The sequence below is a fragment of the Microbacterium sp. zg-B185 genome, assembly GCF_030246885.1.
Taxonomy (GTDB): Bacteria; Actinomycetota; Actinomycetes; order Actinomycetales; family Microbacteriaceae; genus Microbacterium.
The window spans coordinates 156,987-183,012 of the sequence record NZ_CP126739.1 but is presented as its reverse complement, the minus strand read 5'-3'; the positions used below and the strand labels follow the sequence as shown (position 1 = coordinate 183,012).

Here is a 26,026-nt window from a genome sequence, read left to right as displayed (position 1 = left end):
TGCGGTGCCCGTGACCCCCTAGACTGAGGGCTACCGCGCTCTTCGCAGTCCGCGTGGTCGATTGGCGGATCAGCGTTGGATTGCGTATGCTTGAGCGTCGGTAACGGTGAGCCCCCGGGTTCATCCGGCCCCATCGTTTAGCGGCCTAGGACGCCGCCCTTTCACGGCGGTAGCACGGGTTCGAATCCCGTTGGGGTCACGCCCGACACATAATTTAATACGCATGGCCCTGTAGCGCAGTTGGTTAGCGTGCCGCCCTGTCACGGCGGAGGTCGCGGGTTCAAGTCCCGTCAGGGTCGCTCCACGGCGACAGGCCCTTTTTTCGAAGAGGGCCTTTCGTCTAGGACGTGACATCTTCGGATGCCGCGCGGCTCTGTAGCTCAGTTGGTAGAGCGCACGACTGAAAATCGTGAGGTCACGGGATCGACGCCCGTCGGAGCCACACGGGTGACCGTTACAGTCACCCCAGAAACCCTCGCCTAGCTTCTACATGGCGGGGGTTTCGCTTTTGCCGGCAGGGTTGCTGGTCAACGATGTGCGCAGCGTTCGGGATGGGGGGGGAAGTTCACCAACCTCGCTCGACTGCTCAGCAGGCCGTATGTGCGATCGCAGATGATGATCGAGATCAAGAATGATGTCGTCACGCTCGATGCTGGGAATGATTTTGCCACCGACGTGCTGCGTGTGGTCTTCCATGACCTCACCACGATCAAGGTCGACTCCATCAAGACGGCACGCCGACGTCGTCATCCGCTACGGCTACGGCAACCCCTGCCCCGACCGCTTCTGACCCGCGGGGTTCGTTTCGCCGCCCGGCGGCGAGCTGAACACGCTCCCCTGTCGCTATTGGTCGCCTCACGGACCCATTCGTGACAGGCGCGCGGATGCCGGCCGGCTCACCGCACGCGTTTGATGTAAAGGAACCTTGTCTGTAAAGTTTCCTGTACATCGGGGACTAGCGCAAGAGACGCTCAGCCTCGGAGAAAGGCGGACGACATGGATGAGAGCACAACGACGCGGAGCCGTTGGGGGCGCGCTCACTTCGGCGGCGGTTCCGCAACATTGTTGGGCGCGTCACTACTGATGGGCGGGCTCGTCTCCGCCGGCGCGGGCGGACTCTTCGTGTCGGTGACCCCCACCGAACGTCCGATACTCGCTTTCGCGCTCGTCATGGTGGGGACCTTCCCCGTCGCGACAGCACTGGGCTGGGTGCTGTTCGTCGACCGCGCAACCCTTTCGGAAGCACTCGAGAACCCCGACGATTCCGTCGAGTCCTTCTGGTACCACAAGGCGGCGAGCGGTGCGTTCCATGACCTGCTGATCGTCGGCGGGCTTGGCGCAGCCGGATTCTCGCTGCTACAGATCGAGGCATCCGTCGGTCTGGTGCTTGCTGGAGTGCTGCTTTTCACCATGCTCGATGTCGCAGCGCGTTACCTGTGGCTGAAGAAGTCCGCCACCTGATGAAGAACACGCTTCCGCAGCGCCGCCAAGACCTGGGCTGGTCTCAACAACGACTAGCCGACGAACTCGGAGTGTCACGCCAGACGATCATTTCGATTGAGAAAGGCCGTTACGACCCGTCGCTACCCGTTGCGTTCAGGCTCGCAGCGACGTTCCAATGCAGCATCGAGGACTTGTTCGTCTTCGACGAAGGCGACACGGCTTCGGACGCGGACTGCACGAAATCGTAGAGCCGGTCGCATCGGAGTACGTGTCGATGTACAAGGGCCTCGGCGGGATGTCGGGGGCCGTGCTGGCGGGGGACGAGGCCTTCGGTCGCGAGGCGCGAGTGCGGCGAGTGCGGTACGGCGGGAATGTGTTTCGTCAGTTCCCGGCGATCATCGACGCGCTGGACGGACTTGAGACCCGGCTCGACCGCATGGGCACCTGGCATCGACACGCGGAGATCGTCGCGGAGGGGCTTCCGGCGCCTTCCCGAGTTGCACATCACGCCCGATCCCCCGCACATCAGCGAGTTCTGGGTGTCCAGCGAGTTGCCCGCAGCCGCGCTCGAGGCCGCTGTGGAGGAGCATCGCGTCGCCTCCGGCGATCGTTGGCTGCATGGCTGGTGGACGGATGATCGGGCGCCGCCATGAACGACGCGACGATCCGCGACGGCGCACTGGCATGGAGCGCGGACGACGTCGCCGGTACCGGGCGTCTCATACTCGATCGCGCTACCGCTCTCGCGAGCATGGACGTTCCGGGATGAGCGCCTCAACAGTGGATGGACGACCACGCTGACTCCGTCGCCTGCCTTGGAGCTGAACTGGACGGGATGCTGATCGCGATGGCGTGGCTCATCGTCTTCGAGGGTGTGCCAGACGTCGGGAACGTTCGACGGCTGCGCGGAGCCGCCCGGGCCTGGCGGCCTGACGCCGATGGCGTCCCGGTTCGATCACTCCGGGCCGACGGTGTGCTGCCCGCTCTCTCGACTCGGTCGGGTGGGGGTTCTGCCGGCGAGTTCCGCGACGACGCTGTCGCCGCCAACGAAGACGGAGCGCCCCTCGCGCACCGCTTCGCTGATCAGCTGGGTGAGCTCATCTCGCCGCTCGCGCACGAGCTCGATCCACCAGGGCGGGGCGTCGGTGGATGGCGCATGCTCGGCGCCCCAGTCCGCTGCAGCCAGGAGCAGCGGCACGAGACCGACGCCAGTTTCGGTGAGCGTATACACCTCTTTGCGCCCGTCGGTCGGATGCACCGCGCTTTGCAGGATCCCGCGCTCCTGCAAACGCGTCAGGCGTGCGCTGAGGATGTTCCGCGCCATCCCCTCCGTGCTGCTCAGGAACTCGCCGAATGTTCGCTTGCCGAAGTACACGATGTCGCGGACCACCAGCAACGACCACGGGTCTCCCAGTAACTCCAGAGTGAAGTTGATCGGGCACTCGGAACGACGGGCGACAGTGTGCTTCATCGGGTCTTGACACCTTTCATCCCGGTCGATACCTTTCAGTTGCATTTTACTACTGATTGGGATGTCATGCCTGGATCAACATTCGATGTCGAGGTGGAACGTAGCTTCGGTGCGCCCATAGAGCACGTGTGGCGCGCGTGGACCGACCCCGCGGATCTTCGGATGTGGTGGGGCCCGGAAGGCTTCACGTGTCCCCGCGCGGAGGCCGACATCCGCGTGGGCGGGCGCATCCGGGTCACGATGCAAGCCCCAGCGGCGTGGGGCGGGTTCCAACAGCACAGCACCTGGACGATCACGGAGCTTCATCCGCCACGGTTGCTGCGCTACGTGTTCACGTTTACGGACGCGGGCGGGAACCACATCACCCCCGCAGAGGCGGGCATCCCGCCGGGCGTGCCGGATGAAGGTCAGCACATGGTGGAGCTCACCCCGACACCGGACGGGGGCACCCGGTTGCGGATGACTGAGTCCGGCTACACGACCGCGGAGGCGAGAGATCTGTCCGCGAGCGGGCTCCAGCAGTGCTTGGACAAGATGGCGGCGCATGTGGAGGGTATGGAGCGATGAGACCGGGCGCCGCGCGTCCTACCGCGACGCCGACACACGCCTCACCCCGCGCCGAACGAGCTGCTTCAGGTCGTCCTTTACGGATCCGGAGTGCGCGGAGAACGGAACTCAGCGGGTCGTTGCCGTTGCGTTCTTCGCCCTCGCACGCTACGTCACCTCGCTGATCGCACTGATCTGGTACAGACCGGTGGAAGCGTCGGGCTTCCCGTTCTGCTCGGCGGCGTCGGAGCGCTCGCCGTCGGTCTCCTGATCACCGGAATCCGTCGATTCGCCCGAGGGTGACCGACTCCACCCTCGCGACCTCGCGAGGCGTCCCCGAACCCCGAACGGCCGGTGGTACCTCGTCGGGTGGTGCGGGCTGCGCAACGCGATGCGATGGTTCACCATGTCGCGCATCGAGCGAGCCAGCGTGACCGAGACGCCCTGCGGCGGCCACACCATCCACGAGGTCGGAGAACCGCCGGCGAACGCCAGACCGGTGCACGGTCGGGGCGACTGAGTCGCTCGAGCGTGCACAGACCGGGACCTATCCTCGCGCGGCGCCCGGCAGCATACTCGGGGGCATGCGACCGGTGTTCGATTTCCTGGCCGCGCAGCCAGTGCTCACCGCGTTCCTGCTGGTGGGGCTGGGCTCCGCGCTCGGGCGTGTGCGCGTCGGCGGGGTGTCGCTGGGTGCGATCGGCGTCCTCTTCGCCGCGATGGGCCTCACTGCGTGGGGCGTGGCCACCGGCGTGACCATCGAGCTGCCGGCGCTCATCGGCGATACCGGTCTGGTGGTGTTCGCCTTCTGCGTGGGTCTGATCGCCGGACCGAGCTTCGGACACACCCTCCGCACGGCCTACCCGCTGCTCCTCGTGGTGACCGCCGTCCTGCTGGCCACGGCGGCAACCGGTCTGCTGCTCGGTCGCGCTCTGGGTTTCTCGACGGTGACGATCGCCGGCACGTTCGCGGGCGCCGTGACGAACACGCCGGCACTCGCGGCGAGCGGTGGGAGCCCGGAGGCGACGGTGGGGTACGCGAGCGCCTACGTCTTCGGCGTGATAGCCCCCATCGCGGCCGTCAGTCTGGCACTTCGTCATCGGGCGTCCGAGGACCACGCCGCCACGCAGCTGGAGAACAAGGCGGTGCGCATCGACACCGCCGATCGCCCGACGGCGGGGGCGCTCAGCCGTCGCTACGGAGGGCGCATCACGTTCTCGCGGCTGCGCTCGAAAGGCGGCGGCGACTACGTCGTCGTCGGACCGGACACCGAGCTCCCGCCGGGCGGAGTGGTCAACGTCGTCGGCCCGCGCGAGGCGGTCGAGGCGGTGGCAGCCGAACTCGGGCACACCTCATCCCTGGACATCGTCCAGGACCGGTCGCGGCTGGAGTACCGCCGCCTCATCCTCTCCAACCCCGAGCTCGCCGGCCGTCCGCTCGGGAGCCTCGGGCTGCGTGAACGCTTCGGGGCCACGGTGCCGCGGGTGCGACGCGGTGATGCGGACATGCTCGGTGCGGACGATGTGGTCCTGCAGCAGGGCGATCGGCTGCAGGTCGTCGCCCCCCGGGACGAGATACCCGCGCTGACGACGCTCATCGGCGATTCCGAGCGGGGCATGACCGACATCAATCCCGTCGCGCTCGGCGTCGGGATCGCTCTCGGGCTGGCGCTCGGCGCCGTCACCGTGCCGTTGCCCGGTGGCGGCGGGTTCGCCCTCGGCCCGGCGGCGGGTGCGCTCATCGCCGGTCTCGTGTTCGGCCGCGTGCGCCGCGTCGGCCCCATCGTGACGACGCTGCCCACCACGGCCGCGAACGTGCTGGCAGAGCTGGGGCTGGTGCTCTTCCTCGCCTACGCGGGCACGAAAGCAGGGTCGCTGATCGGCTCGGCGATCACCTCGGGCGAGATCGTCGGCCTCCTGGTGCTAGGCGCCGCGATGACGACGCTCCTCGCCGCGGGCACGTACGCCGTCGCGCGTCTCGCGCTGCGCACCGAGGGCACGCGCCTGGGCGGGGTTATGGCGGGCACCTTCACGAATCCGGCGCTGCTGGGCTTCGCGAACACCCGCACCGGCTACGACATGCGGGTCACGGTGGGTTACACGCTGGTGTACCCCGCGGCGATGGTGGTGAAGATCCTCATCGCACAGATCCTGGTCGTGGCCTTCTGACCGAGGCGGCGAAGCTTCCGCGCCGGACTGAGACGCGGTGCACCTCATCTCAGAAGCCGGGGGTCTGCACCTCGGGACTGTTCATGCCGTCGAATGTCGGGAGCAGGTATCGCGCCGCTTCTTCGCGGCTCATGGTCCGAAGCGAGGGGAGCAGGGCGGCGATGTCCTGCGGGGCGGCAGCCGTTAATCCACCGACCCGCTCGGCGTCGTATCCGCCGAATGCGGTGATCCAGGTAGTGGTGCCCGCGTCGAAAACGTAGACGGCGCTTCCATCTGACCGCGACCACTGATTGCCCGACCGAATGCACCAGGAGGGCGACTGGTCGAAGCCGCGATCCCACTCCAGTCCGGGCCCGCCGATGAAGTTGCACGGTGCGAGCGGGTCGGGCGGGGGCGTGTCCCACTGGGTGATGATGCGCGCGACCGCGCCGGTGTCGCTGCGCACCCAGGTGCTTGCGTCTGCCCCCGTGGCCCTGAGCTCGACGTTGGACCAGCCCGGAAGGTCCGTGACGAGAGGGAACCTTCCAGAATCCATCCACGTGGACCGAGCCGCGTCCACCTGCGCGGCTTCGGTCCGCGCGTGCTCGACCTCCGCCACCTCGGTGGGCGTCGGAGGGAGCACGAGGAGCGCGATCAGCCCGACGATGGATGCCGCACCCGCGATGCGCAGCGGCAAAGGGCCGAGGAACATACCCAGGGCCAGTGCGAACAAGACACACACCGCGACATGCAGCAGGACGTCCTCGTGGAGCGCGAGCGGACGGAGGATCCCGTTGACCAAGCCGAACGCGCCCGCCCACGCGAGAAGGCCGGCGGCGGCCGCCGCACCGAGGATGGTGAGCTTTCCCGTGAACGCCCTGCTCACGGCGACGATCGCCCCGACGAGCAGGACGAAGGCGACGACGACGGCGACCACGAGGAGGGGCACGGATCCCGAGAACATCGCCACGACCGTCGCATACGACACCGCGTAATCGACCAGGAGCATCAGCGGGATGGTCAGCGCGATGACCGCCAGTGGGCGCCAGTGCAGAGCCCGAGGGGCGTCGACGCTCACCTCAGCCATCAGCCATGCCCTCGCGCGCCCGACATTGCTCCGTCGGAGAGCAACGTCTTGCACCGAGCCATCCGGATCTCCATTCGCGGTCACGTCTGCAGCGTGACGTCCACCTGGATCTCGGCGGCGAGGCGCTCCAGCGCAGTCTGCACGGCGTCGACATCGACGGATGCCGGAACGTGGGCGGCGATGGTCGCCTCGAACAGCCGGCCACCGGCCATTGCGGCGTCGCGTGTCTCGGTTGTCATCCGCTCGATGCTCAGACCGTGGTCGCTGAGGGTCGAGGAGACCTCGCGGACGATGCCCGGATGGTCGTTGCCGAGCACCCGGATCGAGAACCGACGAGGCGGCGCAGCATCCCCGGTCCCCGCATCGCCGGTGTGCGTGGTCACCGTGAGCAGTCCGTCGAGTTCGGCCAGGGCGGCGCGCAGCTCCTCGACCCGCTCGTCGCCCACCGAGACCTGGATGATGCCCGCGAAGGCACCGGACAGCTCGGCCAGCTGGCTGTTCTCCCAGTTGCCGCCGTGCGCGGTGACGACATCCGCCACGGCGGCGACGAGCCCCTGTCGGTCATCTCCGACGACGGTGAGGACGAGCGTTGTCATGACGCACAGCGTAGCGATCCGCGCCGCGGCACGGTCGATCCGGCTTCGCAATCGGTGTGCCGGCGCTGCCTGGCGCGCCGGGGTCCGGGCCGTACGATGTGCGATGAGCGCATGCCGATGGTCGGGGCGCTGATCCGCTGGGGTTGAGGGCTGTGACCGATTCGACACGTAACGCCGCGCGCACACGGGGTGTGTCCGCGCGCGTCCGCCGCCGTCGGCGGCTCGCGACCTTTCTGGCCGCGCTCGTCCTGATCGCCGTCGTGGTGATCGCCGTGTCGGTGCTCGCACTGACTCGAGGCAACCAGCAACCGGTCGCCGCGCCGTCCGGCGGCGCGACGCCGGCGCAGCCGGATGCGAGCGCGACCGCCCCGCCGATGACGGCGACGCAGGAGCTGCTGGCCGCATCGGGCGATCCGAATGCGTGCGCGGTCAGCTTCGTGGGCGACGGAGTCACCGCCGAGCCGGTGCTCCAGACCCAGGGCGTGCTGTACGCCGGCCTGCCGATCCCGCAACGCGACGGCCTGGTGTTCGGCGGGTGGTACGCCACCCCGGAGGATGCGGCCGCCTTCGCGATCCCCGGCCGGGTGAACGGCTCGGAACCGGTCGTCTGCACGGAGCAGGAGAGGACCCTGTACGGGTCGTGGAAGACGCCGGACGAGAACGCGGCGGAGAACGCCCGGATACCGATCCTGATGTACCACCAGTTCACCGCCAAACCGGAGGGCGAGGACAACTGGCTGCGCGGCAACTACGCGTACATCGGCGATTTCGACGCCCACATGAACCACATCGCCACAACCGGGTTCTATCTGCCCACGTGGGACGAGCTCAGCGCCTTCATCGACGGCCGCCTCTGGCTGCCCACGCACTCGGTGATCGTCACCGACGATGACTGCGACATCACCTGGCTGGAGATGGGAGTGCCGGTCGTCGTCGCCAAGCAGGTGCTCTCGACGGCCTTCTGCATCACGATCGACGGGACCGGACCGTCGCCGTCGATGTACGTCCAGCAGCGCTCGCACACCCACAACATGCACACCGCAGGCGCGGACGGGCAGGGCCGCATGGTCAACTGGTCGGCCGCCGAGATCGCCGCCGACATGGAGACCTCCGCGGGCGTGCTCGGCGTCAAACAGGTCATGGCGTACCCGTTCGGACACCACAACGAGACCTCCAAAGAGGGGCTGCGCCAGGCGGGGTACGAGATGGCCCGGACGATCGAGCCCGGCTATGTCACGATCGGCACCGACAAGCTGGCGCTGCCGACCATCCGCATCAACTACGGCATGGGGCTGAACGCGCTGATCGGCCTGATCGGCTGACCGACCCGGTCGGTCACAGCTCGCCCGGGGACATCGCCTGCGCATCCAGCTCGTCCACCAGCAGCCGCCCACGGCTGGCGGCACCTGCTCTGCGCGGTGCGTAGACGACCAGCGAATGGAAGACGAACCGCACGATGAATGCCACGAACAGCGTGATGGCGGTGGCGATCACCGCGGAGATGTGCCCGCCGCTGACCATCAGCGCGACGATCGGGATGCGGATCAGCAGCTCGGTGTTGTTGAACGTGAAGGACTTGACGAAACGCGACCAGACGCCGGATGCCTCGCCCTTCATGTCCTGGAAGACGAACCGCTCCTGCAGCAGGAAGTTGCCGACGATCGTCAACTCGGACGCGACGATCGCCGCGACGATGTAGTTGACCCCCAGCTGGGTCAGCGCCCAGACGATCGCGACGTTCACGATCGCCCCGAGCCCGCCGATGACGGCGAACAGTGACATCTTGCCGAACCGCAGCGCCGTCAGCTGCGTGAGGAAGTGCATCCCCTGACGCATCGACGCCTTCGACTCGCCCGCATGCCTTCCGGCGAAATCGAACGGCACCTCCGCCACCCGGAGGTTCTGGCGGGCCAGGATCTCCAGCAGGATCTTGAACCCGCGCGGCCGCAGGGCCTCGGCATCCACCGCCCTGCGGTCGATGAGGAAGAACCCGGTCATCGGGTCGGACACGCCGCGGAGGCGGATGGGGAACATCGCGCGCGTCAATGCGGTCGCCGTCTTGGACACCAGCACCCGGGTGCGATCGGCAAGACCCGCGCTGGTGCCGTCGCCGGCGTAGCGGGAGGCCACGACGACATCGGCGTCGCCGCGCAGGAACCGGTCATGAATCGCGCCGATCTCCTCCGGCGGGTGCTGCAGGTCGCCGTCCATCACCAGGCACGCATCGGCCTCGGCGGCCGCCAGCCCCGCCATGACGGCGCCGCCGAGGCCGCCGGTCCGCCGCTCGCGGTGGATCAGCCGCACGGGGAGGGCAGCGGATGCCGCGACCTCGCGGACGACGTCCGGGGTGGCGTCGGTGCTGTCGTCCACGAAGATGATCTCCGCATCGATGCCCGCGGTCTCCGCGGTGACACGACGGACCAGCTCCGCCACGTTGGGAGCCTCGTTGTATGTGGGCACGATGATCGACAGTTCCATGCGGGTTCAATCGTCCCATGGGCGCGCACCCTGCGCACCCGGCCGGCACCCAGCATTCATACGGGAGAATGGATGTATGACTTCTCCCTCCTCGACCGTCACGGTGTACGGCGCTGACTGGTGCCGTGACTGCATCCGCACCAAGTCCCAGCTCGATGCGCTCGGCGTCAGCTTCACGTATGTCGACCTGGTCGCCGACCCCCCGGCCGCCGACGTCGCGCGCGAGATCTCGGGTCGCACCAGCATCCCGGTCGTGGTCTACCCGGACGCCTCGCACCACGTCGAACCGTCCAACGCCGACGTCGAAGCGAAGCTGCGCGAGCTCGCGATCATCTGACACGGCCCGGCCGGGCGGCGCTGAGTAGGCTCGTGGTGTGAGCGAAGGCGTCGAAGCGAACACGCGCGCGGTCGAAGGATCGGTGGTCACCGACTTCTCCGACCGGATGAGCTACGGCGGGTACCTCGAACTTGACACCCTCCTGGCCGCACAGCATCCGCTGAGCTCTCCGGAGCACCACGACGAGCTGCTGTTCATCATCCAGCACCAGACCACCGAGCTCTGGCTCAAGCTGGTGCTGCACGAGCTGTCCGGCGCATGCCGTTTCCTGCGCGATGACCGGCTCGCGCCGGCGCTGAAGTGCATCGCCCGTGTCAAGCACATCCAGCGGACCCTGACCGAGCAATGGTCGGTGCTGGCGACGCTGACCCCCGCCGAGTATGCCCAGTTCCGCGGCGTGCTCGGCAACGCGAGCGGGTTCCAGTCCGCGCAGTACCGCGCGGTGGAGTTCGCGCTCGGCAACAAGAACGCCGCGATGCTGCGCGTTTTCTCGGCGGACCCGGCCGCCCACGAGCTGGTGCGCGAGACGCTCGAGGCGCCGAGTCTGTACGACGAGTTCCTCCGCCTTCTGGCCCGGTCCGGCTATCCGATCCCGGTCGCGGTCCTGGAGCGCGATGTCACCCAGGCGTGGACGTTCATGCCCGAGCTCGTGCCGATCTACGCCGACCCGCAGGCGCACTGGGCCGCGTACGAGACGTGCGAAGAGCTGGTCGACCTGGAGGACAACTTCCAGCTCTGGCGGTTCCGCCACCTCAAGACTGTGGATCGGATCATCGGCTTCAAGAAGGGGACCGGCGGCTCGAGCGGGGTCCCGTTCCTGCAGAAGGCGCTGGAGCTGACCTTCTTTCCTGAGCTGTTCGCCGTGCGCACCGAGATCGGGCAGTGACCGATGCCGGGCGGGCCTTCGTGGAACGGCACCGGCCGGATGACGAACCACGAACTGCGCGGCCTCCTCGGTGAGGATGTCGGCCTATGCCGTCGGGCGATCACCGGCGAGACCGGCGTCCTCCTGCCGCCCTTCATGGACCACCACGTCCACCTTCATCTCATCGACGAACAGCGCCTCGGCCGTCACGGCATCGCGGGTGTCCTCGACCTGGGCGGCGATCCGGTGCAACTCGCCCGCCGCCCCGCGCACCTCATGCCCCGAGTGGCATATGCCGGTGCCTTCCTCACCGTTCCCGGCGGATACCCGGTCGGGCGGTCCTGGGCGCCCGCCGGCGCGGTCCGCGAGGTGCGCGATGCGTCCGCCCACCCCGGAGTCGGGGGCGGTGCGACCACCGCCGTGGACGAGCAGGCTCAGTTCGGGGCATCCGTCATCAAGGTCTCGCTGAACGCGGCGGCCGGCCCGGTGATGGATGCCGCGACCCTGGCGACGATCATCGCAACGGCCCGCGCGCTGGCGCTGCCGGTCGTGGCTCACGCGGAGGGCCCCGGCATGGTCCGGCTGGCCATCGACGCCGGGGTGGACGCGCTCGCGCACACCCCCTTCGGCGAGCGGCTCGAGCCCGGCCTGGTCACGGCGGCGGCCGCTCTCGGTCAACGGTGGATCTCGACGCTGGACATCCATCGTTCCGGTGCCGCGGAGCGCGATCGTGCGCGAGGGAATCTGGAGCTCTTCCTCGCCGCCGGCGGCACCGTGCTCTACGGCACCGACCTGGGCAACGGCGACCTCCCGGTCGGGGTGAACCCGCGCGAACTGGCCGCGCTGCACGACGCAGGTCTGCGCGGCCGGGCGCTGCTGGGGGCCCTCTCGGACCCGTGGCCGGGGAGTGAGCGTTCGCACGCGGTCGCCACGTTCATCCCGGGTGATCCGCCCGCGACGCTCTCCGCCGTCCCCGCCTGGCTGGCAGGCTCGATCGTGGTCCCCACTGAGGAGTTGATCGCCGATGAGCACGGCTGATCGTGCCCGCACCCCCGACCCCGGCACGGCGGTCCCGCTCACCGCGGAGGCTGCCGCGCTGGATGCGTCCGATCCGCTGGCGGCGGTGCGCGACGAGTTCGTCGGCGCGGACACCTCGCTGGTGTACTTCGACGGCAATTCCCTGGGCCGGCCGCTGCGGCGCACCGCATCCCGCGTGGACCTTTTCATCCGGGAGCAGTGGGGCGGGCGCCTGATCCGCGGGTGGGACGAGTCCTGGATGGCGCTGCCGTTCCAGATCGGCGACGCGGTGGGTCGGGCGGTCATCGGAGCGGCCGCCGGCCAGACCGTCGTCGCCGATTCGACCACGGTGCTCCTGTACAAGCTCATCCGGGCGGCATTCGACGCACAGCGGACCGCTGATCCGGCCCGGGTGGAGATCGTCGTGGACACCGACAACTTCCCCACCGACCGGTATCTGGTCGAGGGGATCGCCGCCGAGCGCGGTGGCCGAGTGCGCTGGATCGATGTCGACCGCTCCTCGGGCGTGACGGCGGAGCACCTGCGCGGCGCCGTCGGCCCGGGCACCGCCGTCGTGGTGCTCAGCCACGTCGCATACCGGTCGGGGTACCTCGCCGATGCGGCAGCCCTCACCCGCATCGCGCACGACGCGGGTGCCCTCATCCTCTGGGACCTGTGCCACTCCGCCGGATCCGCGCCGGTGCGGGCGGACGACTGGGAGTTCGACCTGGCCGTCGGCTGCACCTACAAGTACCTCAACGGAGGACCCGGCTCGCCGGCGTTCGCGTACGTCGCCGCGCGGCACCAGGCGGCGCTGGCCCAGCCCATCCAGGGCTGGATGGGCGCCGCGGACGTCTTCGCGATGGGGCCGGAGTACGTCCCGGCGGAGGGCATGCGCCGGTTCGTCTCGGGCACACCGCCCATCGTCGGGATGCTGGCGCTGCAGGACACCGTGGCCATCCTCGAGGAGGTCGGGATCGACGCGATCCGCGCCAAGTCCACCGCCCTCACCGAGTTCGCCATCCGCGCCGCGGACGACCTGCTCGGCCCCTTCGGGGTGACGCTGGCCTCCCCCCGCGTGACCGAACGGCGCGGCGGGCACATCACGCTCCAGCATCCATCCATGCGAGCCGTCACCGCCCGGCTGTGGCAGCATGACGTGATCCCCGACTACCGGGGTCCGGGCGGGCTGCGCCTCGGCCTGTCCCCCCTGTCCACGAGCTTCACGGAGACCCTCCGGGGCATGCAGGCCGTCCGCGACGCCGTCGACGCGGAGAGCGCCGTCCGCCCCTCCTGAGCGGTTCGAGCGCTCCGTCGCAGGTTGCGCGGCCGGGCGGGACACGTCGCTCTACACTGGCGCGATGAGCACCGACGCTCCCGACGCCCGCGCATCAGCTTCTGCACCCGCTGACCCGCCCCGCAACGCCGTCGCGAGCGCCTACACGCCGCGCCAGACCTTGCCGGGCAGGCTGTCCGCCGGGACCGTCGCCCGCTACGCGGCCGGGTCGGTCGGCACCGGCGGATTCGCGACCCTTCCCGGGCTGGTGCTGGCCTACTATCTGACCGACTCGCTCGGGGTGGCCGCCCTCGCCGCCGGTGCGGTCATCACGGCCGCCAAGATCTGGGACGTCGTGATCGACCCGGTCATCGGAGCCCTCACCGACCGCGACCTCGCCCGCCACGGCACGCGTCGCCGGCTCATGCTCGTCGGGGCGTGCTCCATCGCGGTGCTGTTCGCGCTCACCTTCGCCGTCCCGCCGTCGCTGGGCCCGGTCCTCGGCGCCATCTGGGTGCTGATCGCCTTTCTGCTCGCCGCGACCGCGTTCAGCCTGTTCCAGGTGCCCTACATCGCCCTGCCCGCGGAGCTGACACCCGGATACGACGAGCGCACCCGCCTGCTCACCTGGCGGGTCGTGGTGCTGACCGTGGCCATCCTCCTGTTCGGAGCCGGGGGTCCGGCTCTGCGCGGAGCGACCGCCGACCCGAGCACCGGCTACCTGGTCATGGGCGTCGTGGCCGGCCTGGCGATCGCCGGCGGGATGCTGGTGGCCACGACGGTCGCTCGCCGCCCGGTCGGCGCAGGCGGAGCGCCGGTGCACCCGGCCGCCCTCGCACCGGCCGCGCGCGTCCCGCTGCGCGAGCACTACCTCGCCGGCATCCGATCGCTGCGCCGCAGCGCCCCGTTCCGGGCGCTGCTGTCCACGTTCGTCCTGCAGGCCCTCGCGACCGGGCTGATGCTGGCCGGCGCACAGTACGTCGCGACGTGGGTGATGCGCTCCGAGGATGCCGTCCAGCTGCTGTTCATCGCGCTGATCGCCCCGGCCCTGATCGCCGCCCCCGGCTGGGGCGTGGTAGCGCGGCGCCTCGGCAAGGAGCGCACCTTCACCATCGCCAGTGTCGTGTTCACGGTGGCGGCAGTGACCATCGTGGCGGCGCTGTGGGCTCCCGGCGCCTGGATCTACGCCTCCGTGGCGGTGGCAGGCATCGCCTACGCCGGCATGCAGTCGCTGCCGATGGCGATGCTGCCCGACGTCATCTCCCACGACGAGCTGGCGCACGGTCCGGGCCGGGCCGGGGCGTTCAGCGGGGTGTGGACCGCCGGCGAGACGATCGGGTTCGCGCTCGGTGCGACCACCCTCACGGTGATCCTCGCGGTGACCGGATACGTCTCGTCCACCGCCGGGCAGTCGGTGACCCAGCCGGATGCCGCGACCGCCGGCATCGTGATCAGCTTCAGCATCGTGCCGGCCGTCCTGATCGCCCTCAGCCTGCTCACCCTGGCCCGCTACCGGCTGCGCCGCGCCGACATCGAGACCGCGCCGTGAGACCCAGACCGGCCCGGGCTGAGACCGCGTCCCGCCACGTAGGCTGGAGATCCCGTCGAAGGAGACCGCTGTGACGCCTGCCGGCAAGCCCACCCCGGCCGTGTCCGGCGCCGCGGACACCGCCGCCTCGGCGACGGTCGGCGCAGCCCCCGATCTGCCATCGGCCGAGCGCGAGAAGCTTGATGCGGCGATCGGCGACGTGCACATCGGAGCGCGGACCTGGGCGCACCTGACTCTCGCCCAGCGGGGCCGCCTGTTCGAGCGCCTGCATGCCACCACCGCCGCCGCCGCGGAGGAATGGGCCGATGTCGCCGCGGTGTCGAAGGGGCTCGGGCCGGAGCATCCGCTGCGCGGTGAGGAGTGGCTCTCGGGTCCGTACGCGACCCTGGTCGCTCTGGACGCCTACCGCGACACGCTGCGAGCGCTGGCGCAGGGGGTCAGCCCGCTCGAGCGCATCCGCACGGATGCCGCACCCGGCGGGCGCCTCCGCGCGCACGTCTTCCCGCTGAATACGATGGACTCCCTGCTGCTGTCCGGCTACACCGGCGAGGTGTGGTTCCAGCCCGACGTCACCGTCGCCGACGCCCGCTCGACCGCCGGTCTCGCGCAGCGGGAGCCGGAGCGCAGCGGCGGGGTCGGGCTGGTGCTGGGCGCCGGCAACGTCACCTCCATCCCGGTGCTGGACGTGCTGTACGAGCTGATCGCGCACAACCGCGTGGTGCTGCTGAAGGTGAACCCGACGCAGGACGCGCTGGTGCCGGTGTACGAGCGCGCGCTCGCGCCGCTGATCGAACCCGGGTTCCTGCGGATCGTCCGCGGCGGCGGCGCCGCGGGTGCGTACCTGACCGGCCACGACGGCATCGCCCACGTCCACATCACCGGCGCCGCGCCCACGTTCGACGCGATCGTGTGGGGGACCGGGCCGGACGCGGCACGACGACGACGCGACGGCCGCCCGCAGCTGACGAAGCCGATCACCGCGGAGCTGGGCGGCGTGTCCCCGGTGATCGTCGTGCCCGGCGAATGGAGCGCGGCGGACCTGCGCTTCCAGGCGGAGCACATCGTGACGATGCGTCTGCAGAACAGCGGCCACAACTGCATCGCCGGACAGGTGGTCCTGCTCGCCGCGGACTGGCCCCAGCGCGATGCCTTCCTGGCCGCCCTGCGCACCGCATATGCGCACGCGCCCGCCCGTCCGGTCTGGTATCCGCGCAGCGACGAGAAACTGGGTGCCGCGGCATCCCAGTACCCGGGAGCGACGCGGCACGGTGACGGCACCCGGCTGCTGGTGGAGATCGCCCCGGGCGAGGATGCGACCGCGCTGGAGGCGACGGAGTATTTCGCCCCCGTGCTCGGCGTGATCTCGTTGCCGGGGAACGGACAGGAGTTCCTGGACACCGCGGTCGCCCACGCCAACCAGAGGCTTGCCGGCACGCTCGGTGCGAACGTGCTGATCGATCCGCGGACGCAGGCCGCTTTGGGCGACGGCTTCGAACGCGCCATCGCCGACCTGCGCTACGGCGCCATCTCGATCAACTCGTGGACGGCGTTCGCCTTCCTCACGCCGACGCTCACATGGGGCGGATATCCGGGCGGGACCCTCGAGGACGTCGGAAGCGGCATCGGCGTGGTCCACAACGCGCTACTTCTGGATCGGGTGGAGCGCTCGCTCACACGCGGGCCGTTCCGCCCGTTCCCCCGCTCGATCGGGCGGATCCTGAGGACCAGGAGCCTGTCCAAGGGCTCGGTCCTGCCCAAGCCGCCGTGGTTCGTCGACGCGCGCACCGGCGCTGTCGTCAGCGAGGGCTTCACGCGGTACCGGATGGACGGCAACCTCGCCCGCCTGGCGAGCACGCTCCTCCAGGCCTTCCGCGCATGAGGGCCGCACCTCGTCGCGCGGCAGGGCAACCGGCCGCCGACTACATCGTCGTGGGCGCCGGGTCCGCCGGCGCAGCGCTGGCCGCGCGTCTGAGCGAGGACCCCGCCGTCTCGGTGCTGCTGCTGGAGGCCGGCGGAGCGGACAAGGCACTGCAGCTGCATGTGCCCGCCGCGTTCAAGACCCTCTTCCGCGGCGCGTACGACTGGAATTACGACACCGTCGCGCAGGCCGCCCTCGACGACCGCACGATCTACTGGCCGCGCGGCAAGACGCTGGGCGGCTCATCGTCGCTGAACGCGATGATGTGGATCCGCGGATTCGCCGCCGACTACGACGACTGGGCGGATGCCGCCGGGCAGCGCTGGTCATGGGCAGCGCTGGTGCCGTATTTCCTGCGCGTGGAGCGCACGCAGGACCCCCTCGACCCGACGCACGGATCGGACGGTGCGCAGCACGTTCAGCACCAGCGCGATCCCCGCCCGCACACCGCGGCGTTCCTGGCTGCCGCAGTGGAGGCAGGGTATGCCGTCACGTCGCCGAACCTGCCGGAGGCGCAGGGGTTCGCGCAGACGATGGTCTCGCAGCGCCGCGGCGCCCGCGCCTCGACGGCAGACGCGTACTTGCGGCCCGCGCGGCGCAGGCGCAACCTGCGCGTGGTGACCGGCGCGCTCGTGCGGCGCGTCACGTTCAGCCCGGGTCCGCAGCCGCGCGCGACCGGCGTGTACGTCGAGATCGGCGGGGTGACCCGCCACGCGCCGGCCGGCCGCGAGGTGATCCTCGCCGGCGGCACGATCAACACCCCGCAGCTGCTCATGCTGTCGGGAGTCGGTCCGGCCGAGCACCTCGCCGAGCACGGCATCCCCGTCGTGGTCGACAGCCGCGAGGTGGGTGCGAATCTGCAGGACCACCTCGTCGCCGGCCTCGCTCCGGGTGCGAAGGGCGGCACGCTGTACGGCGCCGAGCGGATCGGCCAGCTCGTGCGCTATCTCATCGCGCGCCGCGGGATGCTCACCTCGAACGTGGCAGAGGCGTACGGGTTCGTCCGCACCGGTGTCGCCGAGCGCACCGGGATGACCGGTGCGCTGCCGGACATCGAGATCATCTTCGCCTCCGCGCCGTACGTCGGCGAAGGCCTGGTTCCCCTGCCCGGCGAGGGCCTGACGGTCGGAGCCATCCTGCTGCGGCCGCGCAGCCGCGGGACCATCCGGCTCGCGTCCGCCGATCCTGCGGACAAGCCCGTGATCGATCCCCGCTACCTGAGCGACCCGGACGGCGTCGATCAGGCGACGCTGCTGGCCGGCCTCGCCGAATGCGAGCGCCTGCTGGACACCGATGCGCTGCGCGCCGTGACGGATGGCAGCTGGATCCAGCCCGCCGGTGGCCAGGACATGACACCCGAGGAACGGGCGCGGGTCTCCCTGCGCCACTACTCGCACACGCTCTACCACCCCGTCGGCACGGCGCGGATGGGGACGGATGCCGCGTCGGTCGTCGATCCCGAGCTGCGGGTGCGCGGCGTGCAGGGGCTGCGGGTGGCGGACGCCTCGATCATGCCGTCGCTGATCCGCGGACACACCAACGCCCCCGCCATCGTGATCGGCGAAGTCGCGGCCGATCTGATCAGCGGCCGCTGACCGCTCAGCAGCGCGCGAACGTCCTGCGGCGAGGGTTGCCGCTCAGGATGCCGCGAACCGGTCGGTCGCTGCCACCAGCGCCGCCGCGATCCCCGGTTCGCTGGCGGAGTGACCCGCGTCCTCGACCACGACCAGCTCGGCCTCGGGCCAGGCGCGGTGCAGGTCCCAGGCGGTCATGATCGGCGTGCAGACGTCGTACCGACCCTGCACGATCACCGACGGGATGCCCCGCAGCGCGGGCGCATCGTCGATCAGCTGCTGCTCGCGGAACCATCCGCCGTTCAGGAAGAAGTGGTTCTCGATGCGCGCGAACGCGGTCGCGGCGACGGGCTCGGTCATCTGGGCCACCAGCTCCGGGTCGGGCCGCAGCGTGAGGGCCGCAGCCTCCCACCCCGACCAGCGGACGGCGGCGGGCACGTGCACGGCCGGATCGGGGTCGCTGAGCCGGCGATGGTACGCCTCGATCAGGCGCGAGCGCTCCAGGACCGGGATGCAGGCGATGAACTCCTCCCACAGATCGGGGAGGATCGCTGACGCTCCCCCCTCATAGAACCACTCCAGCTCGTGGCGGCGCAGCGTGAAGATCCCGCGCAGCACCAGTTCCGTGACCGTCTCGGGATGGCTCTCGGCGTACGCGAGCGCGAGCGCGCTGCCCCACGACCCGCCGAAGACCTGCCACCGCTCGATGCCGAGGTTGCGGCGCAGCAGCTCGATGTCCGCGACGAGATGCCACGTCGTGTTGTGCCGGAGATCTGCGTCCGGTTCGCTGGCATGCGGTGTGCTGCGCCCGCAGCCGCGCTGGTCGAACAGCACGATGCGGTACTTGTCGGGGTCGAAGAAACGGCGGTGCCAGGCCGAGGTTCCCGCTCCCGGACCACCGTGCAGGAACACGACCGGTTTGCCCTGAGGGTTGCCGCTCTGCTCCCAGTAGACCCGGTTGCCGTCTCCGACCAGGAGCATGCCGGACTCGTACGGCTCGATCGGCGGGTAGAGGCAGTCGAGGTCGTCTGCGGCGCTCACAGCTCGCGCCCCGGTACCGGGAACGTGTCGCACGCGCCGACTCCCTGTTCGAACCCGGTGGTGAACCAGCGCGCACGCTGCTCGCTGGAGCCGTGGGTCCAGCTCTCCGGGTTGACGACCCCGCCGGACTGCTGCTGGATGTGATCGTCGCCGACGGTTTCGGCCGCGTTCAGCGCGTCGTTGATCTGCTGCGGCGTCGGAGATCGCAGGTAGGGCACGCCGTTCTCGTCGAGTTCGTTCGCCGCGCCGGCCACCCAGGCGCCCGCGAAGCAGTCGGCCTGCAGCTCGGTGCGCACCCCGTTGCTGTCCTCACCGGTTCCGTTGTCCGGGTTCTGCTGCATGATGCCGGTGATCTGCTGGATGTGGTGACCGTACTCGTGCGCGAGCACATAGAGCTGGGCGAGAGGTCCGGCGGTCGCATCGAACTGCTCGCGCAGCAGCGCGAAGAACGTCGGATCGACGTAGATCGACTCCTCGGGCGGACAGTAGAAGGGACCGGTCGCGTTCGAGGCCGTCCCGCAGGCGGTCCCGGTCGAGCCGTCGACGATGATCAGCTGGGGTTCGCGGTAACCCTGGACCGTGTCGGCCCAGAACTGGTTGATCGAGAGCGAAGCCGCCGCCAGCCGGCAGTCATCGCGGGCGTTCGCGTCGGCGCCGGTTTCGCACTGCGCGATCTCGCTACCGCTGTCGGTTCCCTGGGGGACTGCGCCGCCGCCGATCACACCCGAGATGTCGGTGCCCGTGAACAGCTGGAACAGCAGGACGGCGATCGCCCCGAGCCCCGCGACACCGCCACCGGCGACTGCAATGCCAGCGCCGCGACGGCGCGCGGTGTTGCCGCCGACGCTCGCGTTGTCGTTGAAGGTCATGGGGCAAACGTACCGGCCCGGGTGGGCGCCCACGACGAGCCCCGCGGGCAGCGGCAGGTTCGTCACCGGCCGGAACGAGGGGAATAGGCTCTGCTCATGTCTCCCGAACCGACCACCGTGACCATCACGGGCGCCGGCGGGCAGATCGGTTACGCGCTCCTGTTCCGCATCGCCGCCGGTGAGATGCTGGGAGCCGATCGTCCGGTGCGGCTGCGGCTGCTGGAGATCCCCCAGGGTGTGCGCAGCGCCGAGGGCGCCGCCCTGGAACTGCAGGACTGCGCGTTCCCTCTGCTGCGCGACGTCGAGGTGACCGATGATCCCGCTGCCGCCTTCGACGGCTGCCAGATCGCGCTTCTGGTCGGCGCCCGCCCGCGCGGGCCCAGCATGGAGCGCGCCGACCTGCTGGCGGCCAACGCGAGCATCTTCGGACCCCAGGGAGCCGCGCTCAATGCCGGCGCGGCGGAGGAGGTGCGGGTGGTCGTGGTGGGCAACCCGGCGAACACGAACGCGTTCATCGCGGCGGCATCCGCCCCCGACATCCCGAGTGAGCGCTTCACCGCCCTGACGCGGCTGGACCACAACCGCGCGCTCGGGCAGCTCAGCGCGACGCTCGATGTTCCGCCCGACCGGATCGAGCGGCTCGCCATCTGGGGCAATCATTCCGCCACGCAGTTCCCCGATGTGTCGCATGCGCGGGTGGCGGACCGGCCCGTGGTCGATGTCCTGGCCGCGCGCCTCGGCGGCCGCGCCGCGGCGGAGAGCTGGCTCGAGGACGTGTTCGTGCCGCGGGTCGCGCGACGCGGCGCGGAGATCATCGAAGTGCGCGGATCCTCGTCGGTCGCATCCGCCGCGAACGCCGCGATCGGCCACGTCCGCGATGAGCAGGCCGGCACATCGTGGACTTCCGCCGCCGTGGTCTCGCGCGGGGAGTACGGCGTGCCCGAGGGACTCGTGTGCTCCTTCCCGGTCTCGTCCGACGGGACCGGATACCGTGTCATCGAGGGCCTGCCGATCGACGATCACGCTCGCTCGCGCATCGACCTGTCCGTCGCCGAACTCGTCGCCGAACGCGACGCCGTCCGGGGTCTCGGGATCCTCTAGCCGCCATGGAGATCCTCGTCATCGCGGTGATCGGGGTCGTCGTGGTCGCGCTGGCGACCGCACTCGCACCGCGGGTGGGAATCGCCGGCCCACTGGCGCTGGTGGCGATCGGACTGGGCGTGAGCCTGCTGCCGTTCGTCCCGCCGCAGGAGATCGACCCGGAGATCATCCTGGTCGGCGTGCTGCCGCCGCTGCTGTACTCGTCGGCGGTGTCGCTGCCGGCGATCGAGTTCCGCCGGGACTTCGGCCCGATCGCGGGTCTGTCGATCGTGCTGGTGCTGTTCAGCACGGGCGCGCTGGCGTACTTCTTCACGCTCGTGATCCCCGGCATCGACCTGTACCTGGCCATCGCCTTCGGTGCCATCCTGAGCCCGACGGACGCGGTGGCCACCTCCATCGTGAAGCGACTGGGCATCTCGCCACGCGTAGTGACGATGCTCGAAGGCGAGAGCCTGCTCAATGACGCCACCTCGCTGGTGCTGCTGCGCACCGCGGTGGCCGCCATCGCGGTCGGCAGCATGCCGGTGGGCACCGCCCTGTGGTCCTTCGTCTGGGGTGTGCTGGTCGCCGCGATCGTCGGCGCCCTGGTCGGCCTGCTCGCGCTGCGGGTGCGCACCTGGGTCGCTCATTCGGCGGCCAACACCGCGCTCAGCTTCGTCGTCCCGTTCGTGGCGTACCTGCCGACCGAGCAGCTGGGCGGCTCCGGGCTGGTCGCCGCCGTCGTGGCCGGGATCGTGACGGGCCAGGGCGCGGCCCGCTGGTTCACCCCGGAACAGCGCCTGTCCGATGAACTGAACTGGCGCACCGTCGAGCTCATGCTCGAGGGGGCGGTCTTCCTCGTGATGGGTCTGGAGCTCAAGGAGATCGTCGAGCAGAACCTGGAGGCTGATGAGGGGCTCGGTCATGCGGTGTGGCTGGCGCTGACCGCCCTGGGGATCATCCTGGTCGTGCGCGGCGGCTACGTCGCGGTGCTGGTGGCCACTCAGGGCAGACGCGCCCGTCGCCTGAGTCGCGAGCAGATCGAGCGGTTCCGCACGCGCGTGGACCGGGTCGCGGCACTCGGACCGCCCGGTCCGCGTGGTCGTGGCCGGACGCCCTCCCCGGAGTGGCGCGAACGCCGGCTGCAGGGGATGCGCGATCGGATCGCGCGGCTGCTCGCGGACGTGGACTACTACCAGGCATCGCCCCTGGGCTGGAGGCACGGCACCGTCATCGTCTGGGCCGGCATGCGGGGCGTCGTCACGCTGGCGGCCGCGCAGACACTGCCCCGAGACACACCCGGTCGGGCGCTGCTGGTCTTCGTCGCGTTCCTCGTCGCCGTCGGGGGCCTCATGCTGCAGGGCTTCACCCTGCCCTGGCTTGTCCGCCTGCTCCGGCTCGAGGGGTCCGGGCGGACCGGGCCGTCTGCGGAGGAGCAGCGGCGCCTCGATGACGAGATGCGGGCGGCCGCGGCATCCGCTCTCGACTCGGATGCGCTCACGCGACGCGACGGATCCGCCTTCGCGCCGGACCTCCTCCAGCGCGTCGGATCACGCTTGACCCGGCCGCCCGACGACGACACCTCGGCCTGGACGCGCGACGTGCTGGAGCTGCGGCTCGCCCTGATCGGGACGATGAGGCAGCGCCTGAACGCGCTGTCACGGGACGGGGCCTTCAGCACTGCCGCCCTGCGGCACGCCCTCGCCGAGTTGGATGCCGATCAGCTCAGCCTGGAGCTGCGCCTCTACGACGGGTCCTGACGGCACGGCCACGGAGCCGCGGGAGTACCCGCGAACAGGCCGTCGGGGTGAGAATGGACAGCATGAGCGAGATGACGGATGCCGCGGTGAGGCGTTCTGCGGCGCTCGCCGACGACCCGCACGGGGAGACCAGCCCGCTGCACCTGCCCCACCAGGCCGCGCAGTGCCCGAAGTGCTTCACCGAACTGCAGCGCGATCACGACTGGTGGCTCGCCCGTCCGGCCGGCTCACGACTGGTCGGCCTGGTGATCTCCCGCGACGACATGCCCAGCGTCAAGGAGCAGCGCGACGAGCTCACGCGCTTCGGTGTGCCGATCGCCGGGTTCCGCCACCCCTCGCCGGAAACGCTCGAGTCGTGGGAGGAGCGTCTGGTCCGCCTCTTCGGGACACTGCGGACCGGTGATGTGCTCGTCGTCGCGACGGTGCACGCCCTCGGTCGGGACATCGACGAGGAGACGCGCACAGTGGCCGAGCTGCACCGACGCGGCGTGGTCGTGAAGGTCCTCAGCCACGGCGGCCGGCATCTGTACGACGCCGGCCGCTGACCGGTCTGCACGCATCCCGATTCGTGTCCGCGGGCACCTTCAGCCGGCGACGTACTGCTTCAGGTGATGCGCGGTCAGCGTGTCCGCGGTCGCGACGAGATCGGCCGGCGTGCCCTCGAAGACGATCTCGCCCCCGTCGTGGCCGGCGCCCGGCCCGAGATCGATGATCCAGTCGGCGTGGGCCATCACCGCCTGGTGATGCTCGATGACGATGACGCTGTTGCCCGCGGCGACCAGCCGATCGAGCATGGCCAGCATGTTGTCGACGTCCGCGAGGTGCAGGCCGGTGGTCGGCTCGTCCAGAACGTAGACGGCGCCTTTCTTGGCCATGCTGATCGCCAGCTTGAGCCGCTGGCGCTCGCCGCCGGAGAGCGTGTTCAGTGCTTGGCCCAGCGTGAGATAGCCCAGCCCGACGTCGATGAGTCGCGCCAGTGTCGTCTGCGCCGGTCCCTTCGTCATGAACTCTGCCGCTTCGGCCGCGGACATGGCGAGGACCTCCGCGATGTTCTTGCCGTCCAGCCGGTACTCGAGCACCTCGTCGCTGAAGCCGGACCCCTCGCACAACTCGCACAGCGTCTCGACGGTCTGGGTGAAGCCCAGCGTCGTGATGATCACCCCGAGCCCACGGCACGCCGGACATGCCCCCTCCGAGTTGGCGCTGAAGAGGGCCGGCTTGACGCCGTTCGCCTTCGCGAACGCGGTGCGGACGGTGTCCAGGATGCCGGTGTACGTCGCCGGGCTGCTGCGGCGATTGCCCTTGATGGGCGCCTGATCCACCACGATCACATCGTCGAACGCGGGAACGTTGCCGTGGATCAGTGAGGACTTGCCGGAGCCGGCGACCCCGGTCACGACGGTGAGGACGCCGAGCGGGACGTCCACGTCCACACCCTTGAGGTTGTGCTGGCTCGCACCCCGGATCTCCAGGAAACCCGTGGGGCTGCGGGTGCTCTCCTTGAGCTGGGCGCGGTCGTCCAGGTGCCGCCCGGTGATGGTGCCCGATGCGCGCAGACCCGCGACATCCCCGGTGTACTGGATCTCCCCGCCGGCGCGGCCCGCCCCCGGTCCGAGGTCGACAACGTGGTCGGCGATCTCGATCACCTCGGGTTTGTGCTCGACGACCAGAACGGTGTTCCCCTTGTCGCGCAGCAGCTTCAGCAGTGCGTTCATCCGCTGGATGTCGTGCGGATGAAGGCCTGCCGTCGGCTCGTCGAAGACGTAGCTCATGTCGGTCAGCGCCGACCCGAGGTGGCGGATCATCTTCGTGCGCTGCGCCTCACCGCCCGACAGCGTGCCCGAGGATCGATCCAGGGAGAGGTATCCCAGACCGATGTCCACGAAGGAGTCGATCGTCGCGCGGAGGCTCGTCATCAGCGGGGCGACCTCGGGGTCGTCGATCGTGGCGAGCCAGGTGGCGAGATCCGTAATCTGCATGGCCGCGGCATCCGCGATGTTGACACCACGGATCTTGGACGAACGGGCGCCCTCGTTCAGCCTGGACCCTCCGCAGTCCGGGCAGGCGGTGAACTTGACGGCCCGGTCGACGAAGACGCGGATGTGCGGCTGAAGCGAGTCGCGGTCCTTCTGCAGCACCGACTTCGTGAGCTTGGGGATCAGCCCCTCGTAGGTCATGTTGATGTTCTGGATCTTGACCTTGGTGGGCTCCTTGTACAGGAAGTCCTCACGCTCCTGGGCGGTGTAGTCCTTGATCGGCTTGTCCGGATCGAAGAACCCGGACTCGGTGAAGCCGCGCACCATCCATCCGTCGACGTTGTACCCGGGGATCGTGATGGCTCCCCCGGCCAGCGATTTGGAGTTGTCGAACAGCTCGTCCAGGTCGATGTCGCTGGCCTCGCCGAGTCCCTCGCAGCGCGGGCACATCCCGCCCGTGATCTCGAACGAGCGGCGCTCCTTGACCTTCTTGCCGCCCTTCTCGAACGTGACCGCACCCGCGCCGGAGACCGAGGGGATGTTGAACGAGAACGCCTGCGGCGACCCGACATGGGGCTGCCCGAGGCGGCTGAAGAGGATCCGCAGCATCGCCTGCGCATCCGTGGCGGTCCCGACGGTGGAGCGGGAGTTGGCTCCCATCCGCTCCTGGTCCACGATGATCGCCGGGCTGACGTTCTCCAGCGCGTCGACCTCGGGCCGGCCGAGCTGCGGCATGAACTGCTGGACGAACGTGGGGTAGGTCTCGTTGATGAGCCGCTGCGACTCGTTCGCGATCGTGGCGAAGACGAGCGAGGACTTGCCCGACCCGCTTACCCCGGTGAACACGGTCAGGCGGCGCTTCGGAATCTCGACGTCGACGTTCTTCAGGTTGTTCTCCCGAGCTCCGACCACTCGGATCATCTCGTGGGAATCGGCGACGTGGGGCGCGGTTGCCGGAGTCATGGGAGTCCTCTCGCTCAGGGCACGCCTCATTCT

General features: G+C 69.8%; 23 protein-coding genes, 3 tRNA genes and 1 pseudogene. 20 read left to right on the top strand and 7 right to left on the bottom strand.

The window, feature by feature from the left end; all coding sequences use genetic code 11:
- Positions 1-126 precede the first annotated feature (126 nt).
- The 6 genes from QNO12_RS00830 to QNO12_RS00805 all read left to right on the top strand — a co-directional run bounded on the left by QNO12_RS00830 (position 127) and on the right by QNO12_RS00805 (position 1,691).
- A tRNA-Glu gene (locus QNO12_RS00830) sits at positions 127-199 on the top strand.
- A 26-nt stretch (positions 200-225) separates the two neighbouring features.
- Positions 226-299: transfer RNA gene (locus QNO12_RS00825), tRNA-Asp, on the top strand.
- Between the two features lie 70 nt (positions 300-369).
- Positions 370-442: transfer RNA gene (locus QNO12_RS00820), tRNA-Phe, on the top strand.
- Between the two features lie 170 nt (positions 443-612).
- Entirely contained in the window at positions 613-873 is a 261-nt protein-coding gene (locus QNO12_RS00815; protein ID WP_257500811.1) for a hypothetical protein, read from the top strand.
- Positions 874-996: 123 nt separating this feature from the next.
- On the top strand, positions 997-1,461 hold the full coding sequence (locus QNO12_RS00810) for a hypothetical protein (RefSeq protein ID WP_257500812.1): 465 nt from the start codon (positions 997-999) through the stop codon (positions 1,459-1,461).
- A complete protein-coding gene (locus QNO12_RS00805) occupies positions 1,461-1,691 on the top strand; it encodes a helix-turn-helix transcriptional regulator (RefSeq protein ID WP_257500813.1) in 231 nt (76 codons plus the stop codon). The genes QNO12_RS00810 and QNO12_RS00805 overlap by 1 nt, the downstream gene beginning before the upstream one ends.
- 707 nt (positions 1,692-2,398) lie before the next feature.
- On the opposite strand, the gene QNO12_RS00800 is transcribed toward QNO12_RS00805, so the two are convergent.
- A complete protein-coding gene (locus QNO12_RS00800; protein ID WP_257500814.1) occupies positions 2,399-2,914 on the bottom strand; it encodes a winged helix-turn-helix transcriptional regulator in 516 nt (171 codons plus the stop codon).
- Between the two features lie 66 nt (positions 2,915-2,980).
- On the opposite strand from QNO12_RS00800, the gene QNO12_RS00795 reads away from it, so the two are divergent.
- The 3 genes and pseudogenes from QNO12_RS00795 to QNO12_RS00785 all read left to right on the top strand — a co-directional run bounded on the left by QNO12_RS00795 (position 2,981) and on the right by QNO12_RS00785 (position 5,628).
- A complete protein-coding gene (locus tag QNO12_RS00795; protein WP_257500815.1) occupies positions 2,981-3,481 on the top strand; it encodes an SRPBCC family protein in 501 nt (166 codons plus the stop codon).
- 325 nt (positions 3,482-3,806) lie between these two features.
- Positions 3,807-3,980: pseudogene (locus QNO12_RS00790) on the top strand (WYL domain-containing protein); the annotation flags it as partial.
- A 64-nt stretch (positions 3,981-4,044) separates the two neighbouring features.
- Positions 4,045-5,628, top strand: a complete 1,584-nt coding sequence (locus QNO12_RS00785) for an aspartate:alanine exchanger family transporter (RefSeq protein WP_257500816.1) — start codon at positions 4,045-4,047, stop codon at positions 5,626-5,628.
- Positions 5,629-5,677: 49 nt separating this feature from the next.
- Here the strand turns inward: QNO12_RS00785 and QNO12_RS00780 are convergent, their stop codons facing one another.
- Positions 5,678-6,694, bottom strand: a complete 1,017-nt coding sequence (locus QNO12_RS00780; RefSeq protein ID WP_257500817.1) for a hypothetical protein — start codon at positions 6,692-6,694, stop codon at positions 5,678-5,680.
- A gap of 80 nt (positions 6,695-6,774) precedes the next feature.
- Entirely contained in the window at positions 6,775-7,290 is a 516-nt protein-coding gene (locus QNO12_RS00775) for a glycine cleavage system transcriptional repressor (RefSeq protein WP_257500818.1), read from the bottom strand.
- A gap of 152 nt (positions 7,291-7,442) precedes the next feature.
- Between QNO12_RS00775 and QNO12_RS00770 the strand changes: the two genes are divergently transcribed.
- Positions 7,443-8,612 (top strand): polysaccharide deacetylase family protein, encoded by a 1,170-nt coding sequence (locus QNO12_RS00770; RefSeq protein WP_257500819.1) that lies wholly within the window; start codon positions 7,443-7,445, stop codon positions 8,610-8,612.
- 13 nt (positions 8,613-8,625) lie between these two features.
- Here QNO12_RS00770 and QNO12_RS00765 read toward each other — a convergent pair whose 3' ends face one another.
- Entirely contained in the window at positions 8,626-9,768 is a 1,143-nt protein-coding gene (locus QNO12_RS00765) for a glycosyltransferase (RefSeq protein ID WP_257500820.1), read from the bottom strand.
- Between the two features lie 76 nt (positions 9,769-9,844).
- On the opposite strand from QNO12_RS00765, the gene QNO12_RS00760 reads away from it, so the two are divergent.
- The 7 genes from QNO12_RS00760 to QNO12_RS00730 all read left to right on the top strand — a co-directional run bounded on the left by QNO12_RS00760 (position 9,845) and on the right by QNO12_RS00730 (position 18,325).
- Entirely contained in the window at positions 9,845-10,105 is a 261-nt protein-coding gene (locus tag QNO12_RS00760) for a glutaredoxin family protein (protein ID WP_257500821.1), read from the top strand.
- A 37-nt stretch (positions 10,106-10,142) separates the two neighbouring features.
- Positions 10,143-10,991 (top strand): tryptophan 2,3-dioxygenase, encoded by an 849-nt coding sequence (gene kynA / locus QNO12_RS00755; protein WP_257500822.1) that lies wholly within the window; start codon positions 10,143-10,145, stop codon positions 10,989-10,991.
- Positions 10,992-11,030: 39 nt separating this feature from the next.
- Complete coding sequence (locus QNO12_RS00750; RefSeq protein WP_257500823.1) at positions 11,031-12,008, top strand: amidohydrolase family protein; 978 nt, start codon at positions 11,031-11,033, stop codon at positions 12,006-12,008.
- Positions 11,995-13,284 (top strand): kynureninase, encoded by a 1,290-nt coding sequence (locus QNO12_RS00745; RefSeq protein WP_257500824.1) that lies wholly within the window; start codon positions 11,995-11,997, stop codon positions 13,282-13,284. Before QNO12_RS00750 ends, QNO12_RS00745 begins: the two co-directional genes overlap by 14 nt.
- Positions 13,285-13,348: 64 nt before the next feature.
- Positions 13,349-14,812: an MFS transporter gene (locus QNO12_RS00740; RefSeq protein ID WP_257500825.1), complete on the top strand. Its 1,464-nt coding sequence runs from the start codon at positions 13,349-13,351 to the stop codon at positions 14,810-14,812.
- A 70-nt stretch (positions 14,813-14,882) separates the two neighbouring features.
- A complete protein-coding gene (locus tag QNO12_RS00735) occupies positions 14,883-16,691 on the top strand; it encodes an aldehyde dehydrogenase family protein (protein WP_257500826.1) in 1,809 nt (602 codons plus the stop codon).
- A complete protein-coding gene (locus QNO12_RS00730; protein ID WP_257500827.1) occupies positions 16,688-18,325 on the top strand; it encodes a GMC family oxidoreductase in 1,638 nt (545 codons plus the stop codon). The genes QNO12_RS00735 and QNO12_RS00730 overlap by 4 nt, the downstream gene beginning before the upstream one ends.
- A 42-nt stretch (positions 18,326-18,367) precedes the next feature.
- Here the strand turns inward: QNO12_RS00730 and pip are convergent, their stop codons facing one another.
- Positions 18,368-19,345, bottom strand: coding sequence for a prolyl aminopeptidase (gene pip, locus QNO12_RS00725; RefSeq protein ID WP_257500828.1), 978 nt, complete (start codon positions 19,343-19,345; stop codon positions 18,368-18,370).
- A complete protein-coding gene (gene ypfJ, locus QNO12_RS00720) occupies positions 19,342-20,214 on the bottom strand; it encodes a KPN_02809 family neutral zinc metallopeptidase (protein WP_257500829.1) in 873 nt (290 codons plus the stop codon). The genes pip and ypfJ overlap by 4 nt, the downstream gene beginning before the upstream one ends.
- A 96-nt stretch (positions 20,215-20,310) precedes the next feature.
- On the opposite strand from ypfJ, the gene QNO12_RS00715 reads away from it, so the two are divergent.
- The 3 genes from QNO12_RS00715 to QNO12_RS00705 all read left to right on the top strand — a co-directional run bounded on the left by QNO12_RS00715 (position 20,311) and on the right by QNO12_RS00705 (position 23,599).
- The gene (locus QNO12_RS00715) at positions 20,311-21,315 is read left to right on the top strand and encodes a malate dehydrogenase (protein ID WP_257500830.1); all 1,005 of its coding nucleotides are present in this window, start codon (positions 20,311-20,313) and stop codon (positions 21,313-21,315) included.
- Positions 21,316-21,320: 5 nt separating this feature from the next.
- Complete coding sequence (locus QNO12_RS00710; RefSeq protein ID WP_257500831.1) at positions 21,321-23,054, top strand: cation:proton antiporter; 1,734 nt, start codon at positions 21,321-21,323, stop codon at positions 23,052-23,054.
- A 71-nt stretch (positions 23,055-23,125) separates the two neighbouring features.
- Entirely contained in the window at positions 23,126-23,599 is a 474-nt protein-coding gene (locus QNO12_RS00705) for a recombinase family protein (RefSeq protein WP_374113606.1), read from the top strand.
- A gap of 39 nt (positions 23,600-23,638) precedes the next feature.
- On the opposite strand, the gene QNO12_RS00700 is transcribed toward QNO12_RS00705, so the two are convergent.
- Entirely contained in the window at positions 23,639-25,993 is a 2,355-nt protein-coding gene (locus QNO12_RS00700) for an ATP-binding cassette domain-containing protein (RefSeq protein ID WP_257500833.1), read from the bottom strand.
- Positions 25,994-26,026: the final 33 nt, after the last annotated feature.